Here is a 21,033-nt window from a genome sequence, read left to right as displayed (position 1 = left end):
GTTCGCCGTTTCCGTCACGCCTGAGGGCACCCTAGCGGCGGCCCATGACGGACATCACAGGGCACCCCACTGATCAGGTACGACGGCGGCGACTACCGTGTGCGGGTGCCGAGGAACAGAAACACGTTCTCATCTTTCACCGTCTGGCGGCGCCGGGTGGTCGCCCACGCCCTGCAGGGCGGCCGGCGTTGGGTGCAGCAGGCCGGCGCCGTCACCGCGGAGCACCCCGGCAAGCTGCGCTTCCGCCGCCTGGGCGCCGGGACCCGGCTCGCCTTCCCGCAGGGCACGGTCTTCGGTGAACCCTGGATCGAGATCGGCGAGCACTGCATCATCGCCGAGCAGGTCACCCTCACCGCCGGCATGCTCCCCGGACTCGACCTCGGTCCCGCCCCGATCCTGACCCTCGGCGACGGCGTCGTCCTGGGGCGCGGCAGTCACGTCATCGCCGACACCACGGTGACCATCGGCTCGGACACGTACTGCGGGCCGTACGTCTACATCACCTCGACCAACCACAGTTACGACGATCCCCACGAGCCGGTCGGCCGGCAGTGGCCCCGCTCCGAGCCGGTCGAGATCGGCCCGGGCTGCTGGGTGGGCACGGGCGCGGTGATCCTGCCGGGCGCGCGCCTCGGGCGCAACGTGGTCGTGGCGGCCGGCGCCGTCGTACGGGGAGAGGTACCGGACCACTCGGTGGTCGCCGGGGCCCCGGCCCGGATCGTACGGAGCTGGGACCCGGAGAAGGGCTGGCAGCCGCCGCTGCGTACGCCACCTCCCGTGCCGATCCCGGACGGTGTGACCTCCGAGCAGCTCGCCGCCCTCGCGGAGTGGGATCTCGCCGAGAGCTGATCAGGGAACCGCGAGGGCCGATCAGGGCCGGACGGCGAGCGGGCGCTCAGCCTGTCGCGAGGAGCACGGTGCCGACCAGCGCCAGGCCCGCGCCGGCTGCCTGCACCGCCCGCAGCCGTTCCTTGAGCACGCCGCGGGCGGCCAGCGCCGTGATCACCGGGTAGAGGTTGGCCAGGACGGCGGCGACGGTCACGGGACCGTTCTGCGCGGCGATCGAGTACGTGCCGTTGGCGGCGACATCGGCCAGACCCACGAAGGCGAGTGCCGGGAGGGCCGCCAGGACGGCCTTCACGCCGCCGCCGTCCTCGGGCAGCGCCCGCCCGCCCCGCTTCACGGAGACGAACAGCGCCGCGCCGCCCACCGCGACGTTGGTGACCCGCTGTACGAACAGCGCGAGGAAGAGCCCGGTGAGGGTGGAGGAGGCCTCGGCGATCAGCGCCATCACCGAGCCGAACCCGAAGGCGGCGACGAGGGTGAGGAGGACCGCCTGGCGCTGTACCGGCGCGCCGCGCAGCTCCGGGCCGCCGGCCAGCACGATGCCGACGATCGCCACGCCGATTCCGGCGAACTGCAGCAGCCCCGGCCGGTCGCCGATCAGCAGGCCGACGGACACGGGGACGACGACGCCGAGGGAGCCGAGGGGGGAGACCACGCCCATCGGCCCGAGGGCCAGGGCCTTGTAGAAGCAGAGCATCGCCACCGGGCCGACCACACCCGCCGCGACCGCGTACCAGAGCTGTGGTCCGGCCTCGCTCCAGCCGCCGGTGGCCACCACGATCGCGCCGAGGACGACGACCGCGATCGCCTGGGAGACGACGACGACCGTCAGGGCCGGCATGCGCCGGGTGAGCAGCCCGCCGCCGAAGTCGGCCAGTCCCCACAGGAGTGCGGTGGCCAGGGCGAACAGAGCGGTCATGGGTTCCTCGCAGACGGCGGTCGCGCAGTACAGTGCGGTGTACAGCTGGGTACACTTCGATAGACCACAACAGTAGTTCAATATAATGAACTCTGTCATCCAAAATATTGGACGGAATGTGTCGGACCTCGATCAGCTCACGCAGTCGCTCGCGCGGAACCTCAAGCGGTGGCGCAACGAACGCGGCTTCACCCTCGACGCGCTCGCGGCGCGCGCCGGCGTGAGCCGCGGCATGATCATCCAGATCGAGCAGGCCCGCACGAACCCCAGCGTCGGCACCACCGTGAAGCTCGCGGACGCCCTCGGAGTCTCGATCACCACCCTCCTCGACTACGAGCAGGGCCCCCAGGTCCGTCTCGTCCCGCCGAGCCAGGCCGTGCGCATGTGGTCCACCTCCACCGGCAGCCACACCACCCTCCTGGTCGGCACCGAGGCGCGCGGGCCGCTGGAACTCTGGTCCTGGACGCTCATGCCCGGCGACGGCAGCGCCTCCGACCCCCACCCCGACGGCACGACCGAGCTGCTGCACGTCACCGAGGGGGTGCTCACCCTGGTGGTCGAGGGCGAGGAGCACAAGCTGCCGGCCGGAACGTCGGCCGTCTTCGAGGCGAACCTGCCGCACGCCTATCGCAACGACGGTGAGGAGAAGGTCGAGATGACCATGGCCGTCTCCATCCCGCCCGTACGCTGAGGCGACCGGACCCCCGTGAGCCGGGCACGGCGGGCCCGGTTCAGCCGAGCAGCGGGATCTCGATGGCCGGGCAGCGGTCCATGACCATGTCGAGGCCGGCCGCACGGGTCCGCGTGTACGCGTCCTCGTCGACCACACCGAGCTGGAACCAGACGGCCTTGGCGCCGATCGCCACCGCCTCGTCCGCGATCTGCCCCGCGTGCTCGCTGTTGACGAACACGTCGACGACGTCCACCGGGAACGGGATGTCGGCGAGCGAGGCGTAGCCCTGCTCGCCGTACACCGTCTCCGCCTTCGGGTGGACGGGCACGATCCGCTTGCCGTAGCGCTGCAGCTCCGCGGCGACGCCGTACGCCGCACGCGACCGGTTCGAGGAGAGCCCGACGACGGCCCAGGTGTCGCCCGTGGCGGTCAGGATCTTCCGTACCGTGTCCGACTCGGTGGTCCCGGCGCTGGTCGTCTCGATGGTCACGTGCTGCCTCCCGGTGGATCGGCTGGTCACCGTCGACAACGAACCGGAGCCCACCGTGATTCCCGCCGATTCCCGCCGCCGGGTAACCCCCTGGAGCGGGTGCCGGTCCCTACGGGCCGACGGCGACACACTAGGGTGGCGGGATGCAGGAGCAGTACCGCACGCTCGCTCGCGAGGGTGTGCACGAGACCGAGATCAACCGCTCGCGCTTCATCTGCGCGCTCGCGCCCGTCGCGACCGAGCAGGAGGCGCAGGACTTCGTCGCACGCGTCCGCAAGGAGCACCCGACCGCCACGCACAACTGCTTCGCGTACGTCATCGGCGCCGACGCGGCCGTACAGAAGGCCAGTGACGACGGCGAGCCCGGGGGCACGGCCGGGGTCCCGATGCTCCAGATGCTCATGCGGCGCGAGGTGCGGTACGTCGCCGCCGTCGTCACCCGCTACTACGGCGGCGTGAAGCTCGGCGCGGGCGGTCTCATCCGCGCGTACGGAGGCGTCGTCGGCGAGGCCCTCGACGTGCTCGGCACCGTCACCCGGCAGCGCTTCCGCCTCGCCACCGTCACCGTCGACCACCAGCGCGCGGGCCGGCTGGAGAACGAGCTGCGGGCTACCGGGCGGGCGGTGCGCGACGTGCGGTACGGCGAGGCCGTCACCCTCGAGATCGGCCTGCCGGACGCCGACGTGGCCGGGTTCCGCGCCTGGCTCGCCGACGCGACGGCGGGCACCGCGCGGCTCGAGCTCGGCGGCGAGGCATACGGCGATGCCTGAGCGGCTTCACTCGCGACCGGCCTTCGGAATCCACGAACCCCCGGCCGATGTCCGACCCCACCGATACGCTCCTCGATCATGAGATTCCTGCACACCTCGGACTGGCACCTGGGACGGTCGTTCCACCGGGTGAGCCTGCTCGACGCCCAGGCCGCGTTCCTCGACCACCTGGTGGCGACGGTGCTCGAGCGCGAGGTGGACGCGGTGCTGGTCGCCGGGGATGTCTACGACCGGGCCGTACCGCCGCTGAGCGCCGTCGAGCTCTTCGACACGGCCCTGCACCGCCTCGCCGAGGCGGGCGTGCCGACGGTGATGATCTCCGGGAACCACGACTCGGCACGCCGCCTCGGCGTGGGCGCCGGACTCATCGAACGCGCCGGGATCCACCTCCGTACCGACCCGGCGGGAGTCGGCACCCCCGTCCTGCTCACGGACGCCCACGGAGACGTGGCCCTGTACGGGCTGCCCTATCTCGAACCCGCCCTCGTCCGCGAGCGGTTCGGCGTGGAGAAGGCGGGGCACGAGGCCGTGCTCGGCGCCGCCATGGACCGGGTGCGCGCCGACCTCGCCGAACGGTCCGCCTCCACCCGGTCCGTCGTCCTCGCCCACGCCTTCGTCGCCGGAGGCGAGCCCAGCGACAGCGAGCGGGACATCACCGTCGGCGGAGTCGCGGCCGTCCCGGCCGGAGTCTTCGACGGTGTCGACTACGTCGCCCTCGGCCACCTCCACGGCAGCCAGGCCGTCACCCCGCGCGTGCGCTACTCCGGCTCCCCCCTGGCGTACTCCTTCTCCGAGGCCGAGCACCGCAAGACGATGTGGCTGATCGACCTCGGCCCCGAGGGCGGGATCGAGACCGCCGAGCGCATCGACTGCCCCGTGCCGAGGGCGCTGGCCCGGATCAGGGGCCGGCTCGACGACCTGCTGGCCGACCCCGCCCTCGTACGGCACGAGCGGTCCTGGGTCGAGGCGACGCTCACCGACCCCCTGCGGCCGGCCGAACCCATGGCCCGGCTCGTCGAACGCTTCCCGCACACCCTCAGCCTGGTCTTCGAGCCCGAGCGCACCGAGGGCGACCCGCTCGCCTCGTACGCGCAGCGGCTGCGGGACCGCAGCGACCAGCAGATCGCGGAGGACTTCGTGGCCCATGTACGCGGCGGCGCCGGACCGGACGGCGCCGAGCGGACGGTGCTGTACGGCGCCTTCGACGACGTACGGGTGGACGCGGCGGAGCGCGAGGTGAGCGGCCGGTGAGACTGCACCGCCTCGCCGTCACCGCCTTCGGGCCGTTCGGCACCACGCAGGAGATCGACTTCGACGCGCTCTCCTCCGCCGGGCTCTTCCTCCTCCACGGACCGACCGGCGCCGGGAAGACCTCCGTCCTGGACGCCGTCTGCTACGCCCTGTACGGCGCCGTGCCCGGCGCCCGGCAGAGCCCGGGCGCCTCGCTGCGCAGCGACCACGCCCAGGCCGGGACGTACACCGAGGTCACGCTCGAGCTGACCGTGGGGGAGCGTCGGTTGGAGATCACCCGGCGGCCCGCCCAGCCGCGGCCCAAGAAGCGGGGCGGCGGCTTCACCACGGAGAAGGCCCAGAGCTGGCTGCGCGAGTACGACCCCGGGACCGGTGAGTGGGCCGGACTCAGCCGCTCTCACCAGGAGATCGGCGAGGAGATCACCCAGCTCCTCGGCATGAGCCGGGAACAGTTCTGCCAGGTCGTGCTCCTGCCGCAGGGCGACTTCGCGCGCTTCCTGCGGGCCGACGCCGAGGCGCGCGGCAAACTGCTCGGGCGGCTCTTCGACACCCGCCGGTTCGCGGCCGTCGAGGAGCGCCTCGCCGATCTGCGGCGCGCCGCCGAGCAGCAGGTACGGGACGGGGATGAGCGGCTCCTCGCGCTCGCCCACCGGATGGCGCAGGTAGCCGGCGGTACCGTCGTGGCGGAACGGCCCGGTGAGCCGGGACTCGCCGAAGCCGTCCAGACCTGGGCGGCCCTGGCCCGCTCCGATGCGCGCGAGGCGCTCGGCATCGCGGGCTCGGCCGTCACCGCCGCCGAGAGCCGACAGGCCGCCGCCCGCCGGGCGCTCGACGCCGAGCGCGACCTCGCGGCGCGGCAGGCGCGGTACGCCGAGGCCCTGCGGCGGCAGGAGGAACTGGAGACGCGCAGAGCCGAGCGGGACGCCTGGGAGGCCACCCTGGACCGGGCTCTCAAGGCCGACCGGGTGGCGCCCGCGCTGGCACTGCGCGCCGACGCCGAGCGCGACCACGCGGCGGCGAGCGGGGCCCGGGAGCGCACGCGCGGCCTGCTGCCGCCCGACCTGGCCGACGCGGGAACGGAGCAGCTGTCCACGCTGGAGCGGCGGCTGCGCGAGGAGCTGGGCGGGCTGGAGTCGGCCCGGCGGGCCGAGCGGCGCAGCGCCGAGGTCACCCGGGAGCGTTCCACTCTGGAGCGGCAGGCGCGCGCCGACGAAGAGATCCTCCAGGACGCGGGCGGCTGGCTCGCCGGGTGGGAGCCCCGCCGGGCGGAGCTCATGGCGCGTATCGAATCCGCCCAGGAGGCCGCGGCCCGCGCCGAGCACCTCGCCGGCCGGCTCGAACCCGCCCGTCGCAGGCTCGCGGCGGCCCGCCGCCGCGACGGCCTGGCCGAGGAAGCGAAGGCCGCCGAGGCCCGGCTGACGGCCGCCCGCGAACACCGCAACGAGACGCACGAGGCGTGGCTCGACATCAAGTCCCGCCGCCTGCGGGGCATCGCCGCCGAACTGGCCGCCGCCCTGACCCCTGGCGACCCGTGCCAGGTCTGCGGCTCGGCCGACCACCCGGCCCCGGCACGCACCGGCGCCGACCACGTGGACCGGGCGACGGAGGACACCGCCTACGCCGCCTTCACGCACGCGGACGAGGCCAGGACCACGGCCGAACGAGAGCTCGCGGTTCTCAGGGAAGCCTGGTCAGCGGCCAGCGCGGAGGTCCTCGCGGGGCCGGTGCCCGGCGCGGTCGAGGTGGCCGCCGCGGCGCGCGTGGCGACCGCTTCCCGGGCCCGAGGCGGCGGCGCTCCCGCCAGGGGAGAGGGTGCCGTTGCCGTGCGAGGGGAGGACGCCGCCGACCCAGCGCCCGCTACCGCCCCCGCCTCGGCCGGACCGGTCGACGGAAGGGACGTGCCGGGTGGCACGCCGGGCGACGCTCCGGAGGGGGCGCTGTCCGAGGGCGGGGCCGAGATCCCGCGCCCCGACGCGGCGGACGGTCACAGGGTTCGGCTCGACACCGTGCCCGTGCAGGGTGCCGGGGCGCGAGCCGTGGAGTCGGCCGCCCGCGAGGATTCCGGCGTATCCGAGCCCGGTGTCGAGGAACTGACCCGCGAGGTCGAGGAGCTGACACGGCAGCACGCGGAGGCGCACGCGCTCGCCGGGCAGACGCACGGCGCGCGCGAGGCGCTCGCCCGAGCGGAGCGGGAGTACGAGAGCCGGCTCGCGGCCCAGCGGGACGCCGAGCGGCGGGTCGCCGCGCGCACCTCGCAGCGCGAGGCGCTCGACCGGGAGCAGACCGTCCTGGACGCGGAACTGGCCCGGGGCCGGGGGGAGTCGGGCAGCGTCGCCGAGCACGCCTCACGCCTGGAGCGGCGCATCGCCATCCTGATCGACGCCGCCGAGACCGTACGGACCGTCGACACCACCGCCCAACGGCTGAAGGAGGCCGACGACCGGCTCGCCGACGCCGCGTTCCGCGCCGGGTTCGACACGCCCGCCGCGGCCGCCGCCGCGCTCCTGGAGGACGGCGAACGCCGCACCCTCCAGAGCCGCCTGGACGCCTGGCAGGCGGAGGCGGCCGCTGTCGCCGACCGGCTCGCGGAGCCGGAGACCCGCGCCGCCGCCGAGTGTCCCCCCGCCGACCCCGCGCAGACCGAGGCCACGCACACCGCCGCCGAACGGGCCCTGCGGGGCGCCACGGCGGCCCTCGCCGCCGTACGCGACCGGTGCGCCGAACTGGCGCGGCTCTCCCAGCAGGCCGACACCGAGGTGCGCCGGCTCGGACCGCTCCGTGAGACGTACGAACGGGTCGCCCGGCTCGCCGGACTCACGGCCGGCACCTCGGCGGAGAACGAACGCAAGATGCGCCTGGAGTCGTACGTCCTGGCCGCCCGGCTCGAACAGGTCGCGGCCTCGGCCTCGGCCCGGCTCCAGCGCATGTCCTCGGGTCGCTACACCCTCGTCCACTCCGACGCCCGCTCCGGCGGCCGGCGCGCGGGCCTCGGGCTCCATGTCGTGGACGCCTGGACCGGCAACGAGCGCGACACCGCCACCCTCTCGGGCGGAGAGACGTTCTTCGCCTCCCTGGCGCTCGCCCTCGGCCTCGCCGACGTCGTCACCGACGAGGCCGGCGGTGTCCGGCTCGACACCCTCTTCATCGACGAGGGCTTCGGCAGCCTGGACGACCAGACCCTCGACGAGGTGCTCGACGTCCTCGACTCGCTGCGCGAGAGGGACCGCAGCGTGGGCATCGTCAGCCATGTCGGCGATCTGCGTCGCCGTATCCCGGCCCAGCTGGAGGTGGTCAAGGAGCGGCACGGCTCGGCCGTGAGGCTCCGTACGGCGGACGCTCTCGGCGACTGAGGCGCCTGAGGCAACTGAGGCGCCTGACTCGGGGACGCGAGTCAGCGGCTGATGGAACGCCGCGGCAGGGGGGAGGAGTAGACGACGCTCGTCGTCACGGAGCCCAGGGCGGCGATCTTCCCGGTGATCTCCTCGAGGTGCTTCATGGAGCGTGCCGCGACCTTGAGCACGAAGCAGTCGTCGCCCGTCACATGGTGTGCCTCCAGGACCTCCGGGGTGGTGGCGGTCAGGTCGTGGAACGGCTTGTAGTTGCCGTGCGGGTAGCGCAGCCGGACGAAGGCGAGGACCGGCAGACCGAGCCTTTCCTGGTCCACCACGGCCGTGTACCCGGCGATCACGCCGGCCTCCTCCAGTCGGCGCACCCGCTCCGTGACGGCGGAGGCGGACATGGAGACGGCCCGGGCCAGCTCGGCGAAGGTGGCCCTTCCCTGGGACTGCAGGACTTCGAGGATGCGCCAGTCGGTGGCGTCCGGTGCGTATCCGGTCATGACCGAGAAATAGCAGGGGAATCCCCGGGCGATCAAGGGATGCCCGGGGAGTTCTCACCGTCCGGTACGGGGAAGGGGCCGGATTCCCCTGTGAGAGCCGTGCGCTCAGAGGCGCGAGATCTCGTCCACCAGGTCGTCCAGGCCCAGCGGCCCCTGCGACAGCGCCGCCATGTGCCAGGCCTTCGCGTCGAACGCGTCGCCGTGCGCCGCGCGCGCGTTGGCGCGACCCAGCAGCCATGCCCGCTCGCCCAGCTTGTAGCCGATCGCCTGTCCCGGCATCGACAGATAGCGGGTCATCTCGCTCTCGACGAAGGACGGCGGCCGGCTGCTGTGTCGCTGGAAGAACTCCTGCGCCAGCTCCGGCGTCCACCGCTCGCCCGGGTGGAACGGCGAGTCCGCCGGGATCTCCAGGCGCAGGTGCATGCCGATGTCGACGATCACCCGACAGGCGCGCATCATCTGCCCGTCAAGGTACCCGAGCCGTCGCTCGGCGTCCGGCAGGAACCCCAGCTCGTCCATCAGCCGCTCCGCGTAGAGCGCCCACCCCTCAGCGTTCGCGCTGACCCCGCCGATCGTCGCCTGGTAACGGGAGAGCCGGTCGGCGACGTGCACCCACTGCGCGATCTGGAGGTGATGGCCGGGAACGCCCTCGTGGTACCAGGTCGACACCAGGTCGTACACCGGGAAGCGCGTCTCGCCGTCGACCGGCAGCCAGGTGCGGCCCGGGCGCGAGAAGTCCTCGGAGGGACCGGTGTAGTACGGGGCGGCGGCGCCGCCGGGCGGGGCGATGTGGGACTCCACCCGCCGTACCCGCTCGGCGAGTTCGAAGTGGGTGCCGTCCAGCGCCTCGATGGCCTCGTCCATCAGGTTCTGCAGCCAGACCCTGACCTCCTCGACGCCCTCGATGTGGGTGCCGTGGACGTCGAGGTGCGCGAGCGCCTCCCACGGGCCGGCACCCGGAAGGATGCGCTCCGCCTCCGTCCGCATCTCACCGAGGATGCGGTGGTACTCGGACCAGCCGTACGCGTAGGCCTGGTCGAGGTCCAGGTCGGTGCCGTTGAAGTAGCGCGACCACCGCTGGTACCGCTCGCGGCCGACCGTGTCGGGTGCGTCCGCCACGGCCGGGGCGTAGACGTCGCGCATCCAGTCCCGCAGCTCCGCGACCGCCTCGGTCGCGCCGCGGGACGCCGCGGCGAGCTCCGTCCGCAGCTCCGGACGCAGGGACTCCGGACCGGAGGCGGCGAACTCCTCGAACCAGCCCCGGCCGCCGGTGCTTCCGCCCGACCATTCCGTGAGCTGGTCGACGAAGGTGGCGGTGGCCCGCGGCCCGCCGAGGAGCTTGCGCTCCAGGCCGAGCGCGAGCGAGGCCCGGTAGCCCTCGAGCGCCGCCGGCACCGCGCGCAGCCGTCGGCCCACGGCCTCCCAGTCCTCCTCGGTCTCCGTCGGCATCACCGTGAACACCATCCGCACGCTGTGCGCGGGGGAGCGCATGTTGCTGACCGCGCAGAGGCCCTCTTCGGCGTCGTGGACGGCGAGTTCGGCCGTCAGACGCTCGCGCAGCAGACGGCCGCAGCGTCGTTCGGCGTCGGTTTCCGCGCCGGGCCGCCGCTCGGCCTCGTCGAGGAGGGCCAGGGTGTCGCGGGCGAGTTCGGCCACCGCCTCCTGTCCGGCCGGCGAGAAGTCGGGGAGGAGCCCGGCGCTCTCTTTGACTCCCAGGTATGTACCGGTGATCGGGTCGAGTGCGATGAGTGCGTCGACGTAGGTGTCGGCGACCTGGCGGGGCAGCGGGCTGCTGGAAGTCTCTGGCATGAGGCTCATCCTGATGCCTCCGTCGTGCCCGCGTCACCCTCGATCGATCTCAGTCGGCCGACAAATGAGCGCCCGGAACGGGAGGCAGAAGCGGTCCGCACTCCCACTGCTGGAAGATCAGCCGGGTTTCCACGCGGGCCACCTCGCGGCGCGAGGTGAACTCGTCCAGGACAAGTCGCTGCAGGTCGGCGGGGTCGGCCACGGCCACGTGCACGAGATAATCGTCGGGTCCGGTGAGATGGAACAGCGCGCGTGACTCCGGAAGCGCGCGAATCCTGTCGACGAACGGACCGATCAGTTCGCGCCGGTGCGGGCGGACCTGGACGAGGAGGAGCGCTTCCAGTCCACGGCCGAGTTTGGCCGGATCCAGTCGTAGCCGGTGCCCCAGGATCACTCCCGTGCGGCGTAGCCGCGCCACCCGGTCCAGGCAGGTGGAGGGTGCCACGCCCACCTCGGCGGCGAGCTCGCGGTATGTGGTCCGGGCGTCGTTCTGCAAGAGGCGAAGAATGTGCAGATCGACCGCGTCCAGTACGACAGAATCGGCCATCTGCCGAACGTAGCACGGTCATATCCCGTTACTTTCCGGTATCCGTTCACAGTGCGGTCATGTACATGGACTACGACGCCTCCACCCCCAGGGCTCTGGCCACCGAAGCCGTGCACGCGGGCCGCGAAGATCTCGCGGAGCTCGGTCTGCACGCCCCGCCGATCGATCTGTCCACCACCTATCCGTCGTACGACACCCGCGCCGAGGCAGCGCGGATCGACGAGTTCGCCACCACGGGAGCCCGGCTGGACGGACCGCCCGTCTACGCGCGCCTGGACAACCCCACCACCGCCCGCTTCGAGACGGCACTCGCCCGCCTGGAGGGCGCCGACGACGCGGTGGCCTTCGCCAGCGGCATGGCGGCGCTCACCGCCGTCCTCCTGGTACGGGCGAGCCTCGGTCTGCGCCATGTGGTCGCCGTCCGGCCGTTGTACGGCTGCAGTGACCATCTGCTGAACGCGGGCCTGCTCGGCACCGAGGTCACCTGGACCGACCCGGCGGGCGTCGCGGACGCGATCCGGCCCGACACCGGCCTGGTGATGGTCGAGTCTCCGGCGAACCCGACTCTCGCCGAGGTCGACATCCGGGCGCTGGCCCACGCCTGCGGTTCGGTGCCGCTGCTGGTGGACAACACCTTCGCCACCCCGGTGCTCCAGCGGCCGGTCGAGGAGGGCGCGCGGATCGTGCTGCACAGCGCGACCAAGTACCTGGGCGGGCACGGTGACGTCATGGGCGGCGTCGTGGCCTGCGACGACGAGTTCGCCCGTGCGCTGCGCCAGGTGCGGTTCGCGACCGGCGGTGTGCTCCATCCCCTGGCCGGTTATCTGCTGCTGCGCGGCCTCTCCACCCTGCCGGTCCGGGTGCGGGCCGCGTCCGCGACGGCCGCCGAACTGGTCCGGCGGCTCGCCACCGACCCGCGCATCGCCCGGGTCCACTACCCCCGGGTGGGCGGCGCGATGGTCTCCTTCGAGGTGTACGGAGACCCGCACGACGTGATCGCCGGCGTACGGCTGATCACGCCGGCGGTCAGCCTCGGCAGCGTCGACACCCTGATCCAGCACCCGGCCTCGATCAGCCACCGGATCGTTGCCGAGGGAGACCGGCGCTCGGCGGGCGTCAGCGACCGGCTGCTGCGGATGTCGGTCGGTCTGGAGGACGTCGAGGACCTGTGGCGGGATCTCACCCAGGCCCTCAGCGCTCCACCCGCTGAAACGGTGCGTGCTCCTCGTGCGGCCGACGGCCCGGCCGCCCCGTCGCGGCCAGTCGGGCGGTGATGACCAGCGTCCCCTCCTCGATCTGGTAGTCGAGGGGGAGGTTCAGCGCCCGCATCGCGGCGACCATCGCGGTGTTGGACGACTGGGTCACGGCGTAGACGCTCTCGCATCCGGCCTCCTCGGCCATGGCGACCAGGCGGCCCAGGAGTTCGGAGCCGATGCCCCTGCGCTGCCAGTCGTCCTCGACCATCAGAGCCACCTCCGTCTCGTCGCCGTCCCAGAGCAGATGACCCAGGGCGACGAGTCGGCCGGAGGTCGTCTGTACCGCGAGTGTCCGGCCGAAGCGCGGGCTGAGCAGGTGGTTGAGGTAGCGGTCGGCGTCGCTCACCGGTCCGTGGTAGCGCATGCCGAGGGTCCGCGCGGAGCAGCGGTCGTGCATGGCGCGCGCCGCGGCCACATCGCGCTGGTCGGCGCGGCGGACCGTGATCTCGTTGCCCTCGGGGAGAGTGAGGACGTCCTGGCTCCGCGGGACGCGCGGGCCGAGCCGGGCGTCGAGTTCGACGAGGGCCCGGGCGCGGGCGAACTCGGTCGGGGTGAACGGCAGATAGGGCCGCTCGATGGTGATAGCCCCGCCGCTCGGGTCGCGCAGCCGCATCACCGTCTCCTCCAGGACGCCCTCGACCGGGGCGGTCTCCCCGGTGGGGCGGCCGCTCAGGGAGACGGCGGGCAGGGAGTGGATGGTGCAGCGGCCGAGGAGCTGGCGCAGCGCGAGAGGGAGTTCGGCCGCGTCGAGGGCGGTCCGGGTGGCCAGACCGAGCAGCCGGGTCGGGGTGTCCACCAGGTCGTGGGCATCGGCCCGCTCGATCCAGGTGCTGCTGCCGCCGGCCGCCGCGATCTCCCGGGTGAGCTGGTTGGCCTGGAGGGGGGCGGGGGCGCGCAACAGGAACTCGTCGACGGTGCCCTCGGCCAGCGGGTGCGTCTGCAGGGTCAGGATGTCGACCTCGTGGCGGGCCAGGGCCGTGCACAGCGCGGCCAGGCTGCCCGGGGCGTCACGGACGGTGGTCCTCATACGCCAGAGCACCGTCTCGACGGGCTCCTCGGAGTCGGTCCGTTCGCCGGAGGCGGCGACGCCGGTGCCGGGGGCCGTGCTCGTGCCGGCGTGAGCCGTCGTCGGCAGGGGCGATGCCGTGCCGGCGGGATCGGAGGCCGGGGGCGCATGGCTGTGGCGCCGCGCCCACCAGGTGTGGAAGGTGGCGGTGGCGATCAGCGCGATCGCCGAGAACACCAGCATGTACGGACCCTCGGCGCCGCGGACGACGGTCTTGGCGATCGTGTCGGCCACCACCACCGCCGTGAACAGGGCGGCCAGTTCGATGAGGTCCCGCCGCCAGTGGTGGGGACGGCGGGCACTCTTCGCAGAAGTCACATCAGTCATGACTTCACTGTGACCCAACGGTGTTGCGTGATCACGAACGCTTTGTGACTGACGGGTTAAGCGCCGATCTGGGGCCTTAGTGACTGATTTTCTCTGATTGCGGCAGACCTTGATCGGCCTCGTGGTGGAGTGCGGCCCGGAGACGAACTGCCAGAACGGCGCGTAGTCCTGTAAGGCCGCCCGCTCCGGCGCGTAGTGCTGCGCCGCGGGGTGGTGCGCATCGGCGGTCAGCCACACCGGCGCCCACAGGAACCCCGTGGGACCGCACCGGGGCGCCGGCCCCCCTCGGCCTCCAGGGAACGCGGCCTGGGTCGTGTCCGCGAAGTCCCGCCTCCCCCTACCGCCCCGCCGCCTCCGCGACCAGCCGTACGCCCCGCGCGATCTCGGACGGGGTCAGATGGGCGTACCCGATGACCAGCCGGACGGCTCCGTCCGTCGGCCGTGCCGTGCCGTACTCCTCCAGCGGACGCAGGGCCACCCCGGCGGACGCGGCCCGCTCCACGAAGCGCGAGGTCGGACCGTAACGCCGGGGCACGCGCGCGATGATGTGCAGTCCGGCCGCGATCCCGCTCACCCCGGTGCCCGGGAAGTGCTCCTCCAAGGCCGCCACCAAGGCGTCCCGCCGCTCCCGGTACGCGCGCTGACAGCGCCGCAGCTGCCGGTCGTAGCCGCCGCGTGTCACGAACTCCGCGAGCAGCGCCTGGTCCAGCGCCGGATTGCCCAGGTCCATCGTCCGCTTGCGCTCCACGACCTCCGCCACCAGCGCCTCCGGGACCAGCATCCAGCCGAGCCGCAGCCCGGGGGCGAGCGACTTGCTCACCGAGCCGGTGTACGCGACCCGTTCCGGATCGAGTCCCTGCAGCGCCCCGACCGGCGCCCGGTCGTAGCGGAAGTCACCGTCGTAGTCGTCCTCCAGGATGTAGCCGTCGACCGCCCGGGCCCAGTCCAGCAGCGCGGCCCGGCGTGCGGCGGAGTACGCGATCCCGGAGGGGAACTGGTGCGAGGGGGTCGTCACCACCGCCCGTATCCCCGACGCGGCGAGGGGACCCGGCAGCAGCCCCTCTTCGTCCATCGGCAGCCACAGGGTCTCCATGCCGGTGGACGCGAAGAGACGGCCGTGCTCAGGGCTGCCCGGATCCTCGATGCCGACGGTCCTCAGCCCCCGTGCCCGCAGGACGAAGCCGAGCAGCGTCGACGCCTGCGCCACCCCTGAGCACACCACGAGCCGTTCGGGATCGGCCACCACCCCGCGCCGTCGCGCCAGCATCCCCGCCAGCGCCGTCCGCAGCTCCGGCAGCCCGCGGGGATCGGGGTAGCCGAGCGCCCGGTGGGGCAGCCCGGCCAGGACCGACCGCTGGACGGCCGCCCAGGCCGCGCGGGGGAACAGCGCCAGGTCCGGCGTTCCGGGGTGGAAGTCCACCCGTACACCGGGCGCGCGGGGCGCCAGATCCCGCGCCGGCTGCGAGGCGGCCGCCCGGACGGCGTCGCCCACCCACGTGCCCGAACCCCGGTCGCTGCGCAGATAGCCCTCGGCGGTGAGCTGTTCGTACGCCTCGGTGACCAGACCCCGTGAGACACCGAGGTCGGCGGCCAGCTCGCGGCTCGACGGCAGCCGGGTCCCGGCCGTCAGACGGCCTGTGCGCACCGCCTTCCGCAGTGCCTCCTGGAGCGCCCTGCCGCGCCGCCGCGCCGGAGCGGCCGCGGCCGGGAGCAGCAACTCCCAGGCCGGCTGCCCGCCCCCGGGAACGTCGGAGGCGGCGTGCGCAGGGGTCCCGAAGACGGCGGACCGCGGACCGGACCCGGAAGTCACCTCGCCGGGCGCCGCGTTCCCCGAAGTGGTCCCCGAAGTCGTCATGGAAGTGGACCTTAAACGGGGCCGCCCGCGTTCGTAACGTCGGGAGCATGAACGCGAACTCCCTGCGCGGGGCGCTCCTGGTGACCCTCGCCTACGCCCTCGTCGGTGCCTCCTTCACCGCCAACAGCCTCCTCGGCGACTACCCGTACGCGGGGGGACAGGCCCTGCGTTACGGCGCCGCCTGCCTGCTCCTGCTGCCTCTCCTCGGCACGGCGGGGCTCACTCCGCTCAGGGCGCTGGCCGCCCGTCACTGGGTCCGCCTGACCCTGCTCGCCGCCGTCGGCATGGTCGGCTTCAACCTCGCGGTGCTCGCCGCGGAACGCACCGCCGAGCCCGCGGTCCCCGGCGTCCTGGTCGGCTGCGCCCCGGTCGTGGTCGCCGTCCTCGTCCCGCTCCTGGAGGGACGCAGGCCCAGCCGGCCGGTCCTGTACGGCGCCCTGCTCGTCGCCGCCGGCGCGTTCACGGTGCAGGGGTGGGGCCGTACCGACCCGGCCGGTCTCCTCTACTCGGTCGGAGCACTGGCGGGCGAGGTCGGCTTCACCGTCCTCGCCGTACCCGTGCTGCGCCCGCTCGGGCCGAAGCTGCTCACGGTGGTGGTCTGCGCCATCGCCGCCGTGGAATCGGCCCTGCTCGGTCTCGTCGTCGACGGCGGCGCGTTCCTGCGGCTGCCGACGGCCGTGGAGACGGGCGCCCTGATCTGGCAGGCCGCCCTCGCCACGGTCGTCGGATTCGTCCTCTTCTACATGGGGGTCCAGCGGATCGGCATGGAACGGGCGACCCTCTACACCGGCGCGATCCCGGTCGCCGCCGCCCTGACCGCGGTGCTCGTCTCGACCGGGGGCTTCGGCCTGCCGCAGGCCGCGGGCAGTGTCCTGGTGGGGGCAGGGGCCGCCCTGGGTACCGGCCTGTTCACCCGCGCGGGCCGGTCAGCGGCTGCCGTCCAGAACGACCCGCGCGACAAGAGCCGGATCGTCGTTCATGGGCACATGACCGCAGCCCGGCAGCCGCACCAGCCGTGCCCCGGGGATGGTCCGCTTGGCCCGGACGCCCTGGCGGCGCAGCAGCAGCCGGTCGTGGGAGCCCCAGGCGATGGTGACGGGCACGTCGGGCACGTCGTCGGCGAAGAGCACGTTCCGGCCGGCCTCCAGGGTCTGACGGAAGCCGGGGGCGCCCCGAAGGGCGAGCGCCTCGGCGACCGCCGCCTCGGGTGACCGCCGCGCGGGCCGGGCGTAGATCGTGCCGGTGAGCACGGTCCGCCCGGCGGCGCTGCGGGACAGCCGCTCGATCAGCGGCACGGGCATCGACAGCGCGGCGGCCCGCATCGCGAGCAGCGTCCCGAAGGCGTACCGCCGCTCGCTCTCCGACCAGAACCCGGCCGGGGAGAGCGCGGTCACCGAGCGTACGAGCTTCTCCTTGCCCAGTTGGAGGGAGAGCAGTCCGCCCAGCGAGTTGCCGGCCACATGCGGCCGCTCGACGCCGAGCGCCTCGCAGAAGGCGCCGAGCACCGGCACCACGGTCGACAGGTCGTACGCGCAGTCCTCCGGCAGCGCGGCCGATGCGCCGAACCCCGGCAGGTCGACGGCGATGACGTCGCGTTCGGCGGCGAGGATGTCGAGGACCGGCTCCCACGCCTGCCAGTGGTGCCCGATGCCGTGGAGCAGCAGCAACGGCTCGCCCGCGCCCCGGCGTTCGTAGGTGACGGACACCGTGCGCGGCCCGCGCGGGGACGCGGTCGTGAACGAGATCTCTGCGGACATGCGCCGGCTCCCTGTCTTCGACCCCGGGCACCTCTTAGACGCCCTGTCAGCAAGAATTACCGTCCAGTAGCCACGAGTTCAAGGGATCCGGCAGAACTGGACAGGTCCCCGCCCGGTCGGCTGGGATGGGGGCGTGGCGACCGAAACAGCGACAGACGTCTTCGAAGAACACCGCCCGCTGCTCACCGGCGTGGCCTATCGCATGCTCGGCCGCGCGGCCGACGCCGAGGACGTGGTCCAGGACGCCTGGCTGCGCTGGTCGGCGGCCGACCGCGCAGAGGTCCGCGAACCCCGCGCCTACCTCATCCGCATCACCACCCGGCTCGCCCTGGACCGCCTTCGTCAGGCCCAGGCGCGCCGCGAGTCCTACGTGGGCCCCTGGCTGCCCGAACCCGTCGTCACCGACTTCGGTCCCGCCGTCCCCGACACGGCCGAGCGCGCCATGCTCGCCGACTCCGTCTCGCTCGCCGTCCTCGTCGTCCTCGAATCCCTCTCGCCGCTGGAACGCGCCGTCTTCGTCCTCCGCGAGGCCTTCGGCTTCCCCTACGGGGAGATCGCCACCGCCCTCGACCGCTCCGAGGCCGCCGTCCGCCAGCTCGCCGGCCGCGCCCGGCGCCACGTCGACGAAGGCAGGCCGCGCTACGACGTCGACCCGGTCGAGCGCCGCGCCCTCACCGAACGCTTCCTCGCCGCGGCGGCCGGCGGGGACCTCGAGCAGCTCCTGGCACTCCTCGCCCCGGACGTGCGCCTCGTCGGCGACAGCGGCGGCAAGGCCAAGGCCCCCCTGCGGGTCATGGAGACCGCGGACAAGGTCGGTCGCTTCCTCGCCGCCGTCGCCCAGGGAGCCGAGAGCGCGTACGAGTTCCGCTTCCTGGAGGTCAACGGAGCGCCCGCCCTGCTCACGCTCGACGGCGGCAGGCCGGACACCCTCTTCCAGATCGAGGCGCGGGACGGGCGCGTCCAGTGCGTCTACATCGTGCGCAACCCCGACAAGCTGCACGCGCTGAGCATCGGCTGACCCACCCCGGCCACGCGGTGCCCCGTCTCCGGTCCGGAGACGGGGCACCGCGCTGTGCACGGCTCACGCACCGCTCACGCACGGCTCACGGCGGCGCGAACGTCCTGTGAACGATCTACGCCGGAGCCCCGCGTCGAGGGCATCCGGCGGATGATTGGTCTTGACCAAGGGTGTGTGCCGTCTTATGGTCGCAGAGTTAGTGCAGGAACCTTTAATAAACAAGGGCGCGGAAAACCGCCGGCGACACGGCGATTGCGGAGGATCAGGGTGGGGACCACGCAGCTGGAATCGGTGCCGGAGCCGAAGTACTGGCACCTCAAGACCGTGATCGGCGAGGCGCTCGACTCCGACTTCGCGGTCGGCGAGATCCTCCCCAACGAGCGGGAGCTCGCCGCGCGCTTCGGCGTCGCCAGGGCGACGCTCCGTCAGGCCCTGGAGCAGCTGGAGCTCGAGGGTCGCCTGCAGCGCCGCCGCGGCGTCGGCACGACCGTCGCCCCGCCGCGCGTGGGCGTGGACGTCTCCACCACCCAGCACACCTGGCCCGGCGTCGCCGAGGAGACCTGGCAGTCCATGGACGCCTCCTCCGCCGTGGCGCCCCCCGCCGTGGCACGGCTCCTGGACATCGAGCCCGACGAGCAGGTCCACGTGGTGCGCCGGCTGCGCGTCACGCAGGAGCAGCCGGTCGCGGCCGAACTCCTCTACGTTCCGTCCGGCTCGGTTCCCGAGCTGAACGCGACCGACACCCCGACCGGCCCGGCCCGGGCCCGCGTCGTGCTGCGCGAACTCCAGCGCCTCGCCCTGGACGGCCAGGACCGCGCAGTCGAGCTCGGCTCCGCCCGCGTCGACGACGCCAAGGAACTGGACCGCCTGCCCGGTGCCCCGGTCCTCGTCGTGACCACCCGCTACCTCTCCGAGGGCCGCACGGCGGCGGTCTCCGTGGCCACCTACCGCGCCGACACCTGCCGCCTGACCTTCGGCGACTCGGGCGACCTCGTGATGGCCTCCTGACCTCTGGGCGCCTTGCCGGCCTCCTGACGCAGACGCCACTCTCCCGGAGGTCTCAACCTGTCGGACGCGGGAGGACGGCAGGTGACAGGTAGGCGCGGAAACCGGTCCGGGGACCCAGGCCGGGAAGCGGGTGGACGCGCCACTCGCGGGCGTGCGCGGGAGGACGCCCCTTGTCGGCGACGAGGACCGCGACGGGCTGCTGAAGGGCCATTGCCGCGAGGGCGCGCGGCGTGATGCTTCCGTCGTGACCGCCCGGCTGACGGGAGGCGCAGCCGGTACGGAACGCGATCCGGATCGCCTCTTCGCCGCTGATCACGCACGGCGGTCGCACGCCCTGGGCACGCAGTTCGGCCGCGATCCGCGTGAGGTCCACGGCGTCGCGCCGTACCCGGTTCGCCACCCCTACGACCAGGACGTACTGGATCGCCAGGTGGGCGACGACGGCCAGGATGACGAGGCCTGCCGCGGTGCGCCGCCACCGAAGCGGGGCGAGGCACGCCCAGAGCAGGCACTGGGCCACGGGCAGGGCCATCAGCGCGTAGGCCGGAAGCAGGAAACGGGGCGCCGCGTATCCGACGGTGAGCAGATACGGCGCCGCCAGCACCACCCCCACCGCCGTCGCGAGGAGGATAGGTGTGCGGTTCCGGGCGCGGACGGCGGACACGACTCCGCCCGCCACGAGCAGCGGCAGCGCGAAGAACCACAGGGCGGAGACGGGGTACCGCCAGGGCACGTTGCAGGGCCGGCACAGCGCCCGGCCGCCCAGGGCCCGCACGTGGTCGTCGACGGCGAAGTACCAGCCGAGATGGCCCTGGATCTCGCTGGCCCGCCGCAGCCGGGCGGCGAGGCCGCCGTAGTGGACGTACGCCTCGATCACCCACTCGGCGCATCCGACAGCCACGCCGGCGACCGCCACGAGAACCAGCAGACCCCTGCCACGCGTACGCGGCATCACCAGGGCCGCCACCACGAGCGCCAGGGCCAGCCACACCGCGTCGGACGGACGCATCAGCGCGGCGAACGCCACCCCGGCGCCCATGACGATCAGCGCGCGACCGTCGCCGGGGTCCCGTGCGGCCCGTAGGAAGCAACCGACCGCGGCGACGGCCCCGTAGGCGACCCAGAGGTTGGGCATCGCCTGCGAGGCGTAGAACATCGTCACCCACAGGCTCGCGAACAGCGCCCCGGCGATCGCGAGCACGGGAGCGGGCAGCAGCCGTCGCCACATCCACAGGGCCAGGAACAGGCCGCAGCCCGCCAGCACGGCCATGTACACGCGGAGCGCCGACGTGGAGGTGGTCAGCGCCGCGACCGGAGCGACGAGGTAGGTGATGCCCCGGGCCCGGGGCGCGCTGAAGAAGGCCGCCGGTGCCTGTGGGCTCACCTGACTGACGTACACGGTCTCGTCCCAGCCAAGTCCGAGACCGGGCGCGACCAGTGCGAGGTGGACGAGAGCGAAGGCGGCGCCGACGCCCGCCAGCAGGGGCAGTGGACGTGCGGCCGCCCCGTGCGGAGAGCCGCGCTCGGGCTCCGCGCGCGGCGGCCGCTCCGGTGGGCCGGAGACGAATCGTGTTTCCTGCATGTCCTGGCCTCGCTCGAAGGG

Annotated in this window: 17 protein-coding genes and 1 pseudogene; 9 read left to right on the top strand and 9 right to left on the bottom strand. The window is 73.3% G+C overall.

The genetic code is table 11. The features are described 5' to 3' along the window. Positions 1-105: 105 nt before the first annotated feature. Complete coding sequence (locus tag IE136_RS22150; protein ID WP_189601190.1) at positions 106-849, top strand: acyltransferase; 744 nt, start codon at positions 106-108, stop codon at positions 847-849. A 46-nt stretch (positions 850-895) separates the two neighbouring features. Here IE136_RS22150 and IE136_RS22145 read toward each other — a convergent pair whose 3' ends face one another. Continuing rightward, a complete protein-coding gene (locus IE136_RS22145; RefSeq protein WP_158985139.1) occupies positions 896-1,765 on the bottom strand; it encodes a DMT family transporter in 870 nt (289 codons plus the stop codon). 118 nt (positions 1,766-1,883) lie between these two features. Between IE136_RS22145 and IE136_RS22140 the strand changes: the two genes are divergently transcribed. Continuing rightward, positions 1,884-2,456: a helix-turn-helix domain-containing protein gene (locus IE136_RS22140; RefSeq protein ID WP_158985137.1), complete on the top strand. Its 573-nt coding sequence runs from the start codon at positions 1,884-1,886 to the stop codon at positions 2,454-2,456. A gap of 40 nt (positions 2,457-2,496) precedes the next feature. Here the strand turns inward: IE136_RS22140 and IE136_RS22135 are convergent, their stop codons facing one another. Further along, the gene (locus IE136_RS22135) at positions 2,497-2,928 is read right to left on the bottom strand and encodes a CoA-binding protein (RefSeq protein WP_229819017.1); all 432 of its coding nucleotides are present in this window, start codon (positions 2,926-2,928) and stop codon (positions 2,497-2,499) included. A gap of 143 nt (positions 2,929-3,071) precedes the next feature. On the opposite strand from IE136_RS22135, the gene IE136_RS22130 reads away from it, so the two are divergent. From IE136_RS22130 to IE136_RS22120, 3 genes are all read left to right on the top strand, one after another. Beyond that, positions 3,072-3,698: a YigZ family protein gene (locus IE136_RS22130; protein WP_158985135.1), complete on the top strand. Its 627-nt coding sequence runs from the start codon at positions 3,072-3,074 to the stop codon at positions 3,696-3,698. 78 nt (positions 3,699-3,776) lie between these two features. Then, on the top strand, positions 3,777-4,949 hold the full coding sequence (locus IE136_RS22125) for an exonuclease SbcCD subunit D (RefSeq protein ID WP_158985133.1): 1,173 nt from the start codon (positions 3,777-3,779) through the stop codon (positions 4,947-4,949). After that, the gene (locus IE136_RS22120) at positions 4,946-8,299 is read left to right on the top strand and encodes an AAA family ATPase (RefSeq protein ID WP_189601189.1); all 3,354 of its coding nucleotides are present in this window, start codon (positions 4,946-4,948) and stop codon (positions 8,297-8,299) included. The genes IE136_RS22125 and IE136_RS22120 overlap by 4 nt, the downstream gene beginning before the upstream one ends. A gap of 41 nt (positions 8,300-8,340) precedes the next feature. On the opposite strand, the gene IE136_RS22115 is transcribed toward IE136_RS22120, so the two are convergent. The 3 genes from IE136_RS22115 to IE136_RS22105 form a co-directional block, all read right to left on the bottom strand. Continuing rightward, positions 8,341-8,787: an Lrp/AsnC family transcriptional regulator gene (locus IE136_RS22115; protein WP_158985129.1), complete on the bottom strand. Its 447-nt coding sequence runs from the start codon at positions 8,785-8,787 to the stop codon at positions 8,341-8,343. Positions 8,788-8,892: 105 nt separating this feature from the next. Next, the gene (locus IE136_RS22110) at positions 8,893-10,596 is read right to left on the bottom strand and encodes a DUF885 domain-containing protein (RefSeq protein ID WP_189601188.1); all 1,704 of its coding nucleotides are present in this window, start codon (positions 10,594-10,596) and stop codon (positions 8,893-8,895) included. 49 nt (positions 10,597-10,645) lie between these two features. After that, complete coding sequence (locus tag IE136_RS22105) at positions 10,646-11,143, bottom strand: Lrp/AsnC family transcriptional regulator (protein WP_158985127.1); 498 nt, start codon at positions 11,141-11,143, stop codon at positions 10,646-10,648. Positions 11,144-11,202: 59 nt separating this feature from the next. On the opposite strand from IE136_RS22105, the gene IE136_RS22100 reads away from it, so the two are divergent. Continuing rightward, positions 11,203-12,417 (top strand): trans-sulfuration enzyme family protein, encoded by a 1,215-nt coding sequence (locus IE136_RS22100; protein WP_373309107.1) that lies wholly within the window; start codon positions 11,203-11,205, stop codon positions 12,415-12,417. Here IE136_RS22100 and IE136_RS22095 read toward each other — a convergent pair. Beyond that, a complete protein-coding gene (locus IE136_RS22095; protein ID WP_189601187.1) occupies positions 12,335-13,792 on the bottom strand; it encodes a GNAT family N-acetyltransferase in 1,458 nt (485 codons plus the stop codon). The genes IE136_RS22100 and IE136_RS22095 overlap by 83 nt on opposite strands. 337 nt (positions 13,793-14,129) lie before the next feature. Further along, the gene (gene pdxR, locus IE136_RS22090) at positions 14,130-15,647 is read right to left on the bottom strand and encodes a MocR-like pyridoxine biosynthesis transcription factor PdxR (RefSeq protein ID WP_189601186.1); all 1,518 of its coding nucleotides are present in this window, start codon (positions 15,645-15,647) and stop codon (positions 14,130-14,132) included. Positions 15,648-15,694: 47 nt separating this feature from the next. Here pdxR and IE136_RS36965 point away from each other — a divergent pair. After that, positions 15,695-16,099 (top strand): annotated as a pseudogene (locus IE136_RS36965) (EamA family transporter); the annotation flags it as partial. 474 nt (positions 16,100-16,573) lie between these two features. Here the strand turns inward: IE136_RS36965 and IE136_RS22080 are convergent. Continuing rightward, the gene (locus IE136_RS22080; RefSeq protein WP_189601185.1) at positions 16,574-17,404 is read right to left on the bottom strand and encodes an alpha/beta fold hydrolase; all 831 of its coding nucleotides are present in this window, start codon (positions 17,402-17,404) and stop codon (positions 16,574-16,576) included. Positions 17,405-17,537: 133 nt separating this feature from the next. Here IE136_RS22080 and IE136_RS22075 point away from each other — a divergent pair, with 133 nt between their 5' ends. Further along, a complete protein-coding gene (locus IE136_RS22075) occupies positions 17,538-18,422 on the top strand; it encodes an RNA polymerase sigma-70 factor (RefSeq protein ID WP_158985117.1) in 885 nt (294 codons plus the stop codon). Positions 18,423-18,689: 267 nt separating this feature from the next. Next, positions 18,690-19,430 carry a GntR family transcriptional regulator gene (locus IE136_RS22070; RefSeq protein WP_158985115.1) on the top strand — a complete coding sequence of 247 codons (741 nt, stop codon included), beginning with the start codon at positions 18,690-18,692 and terminating at the stop codon, positions 19,428-19,430. A gap of 52 nt (positions 19,431-19,482) precedes the next feature. Here IE136_RS22070 and IE136_RS22065 read toward each other — a convergent pair whose 3' ends face one another. After that, the gene (locus IE136_RS22065; RefSeq protein WP_229819016.1) at positions 19,483-21,012 is read right to left on the bottom strand and encodes a glycosyltransferase family protein; all 1,530 of its coding nucleotides are present in this window, start codon (positions 21,010-21,012) and stop codon (positions 19,483-19,485) included. Positions 21,013-21,033: the final 21 nt, after the last annotated feature.

The organism is Streptomyces lateritius, from assembly GCF_014649715.1.
In the GTDB taxonomy this organism is placed as follows: Bacteria; Actinomycetota; Actinomycetes; order Streptomycetales; family Streptomycetaceae; genus Streptomyces; species Streptomyces lateritius.
This window is presented reverse-complemented; position numbering and strand designations above follow the sequence as displayed.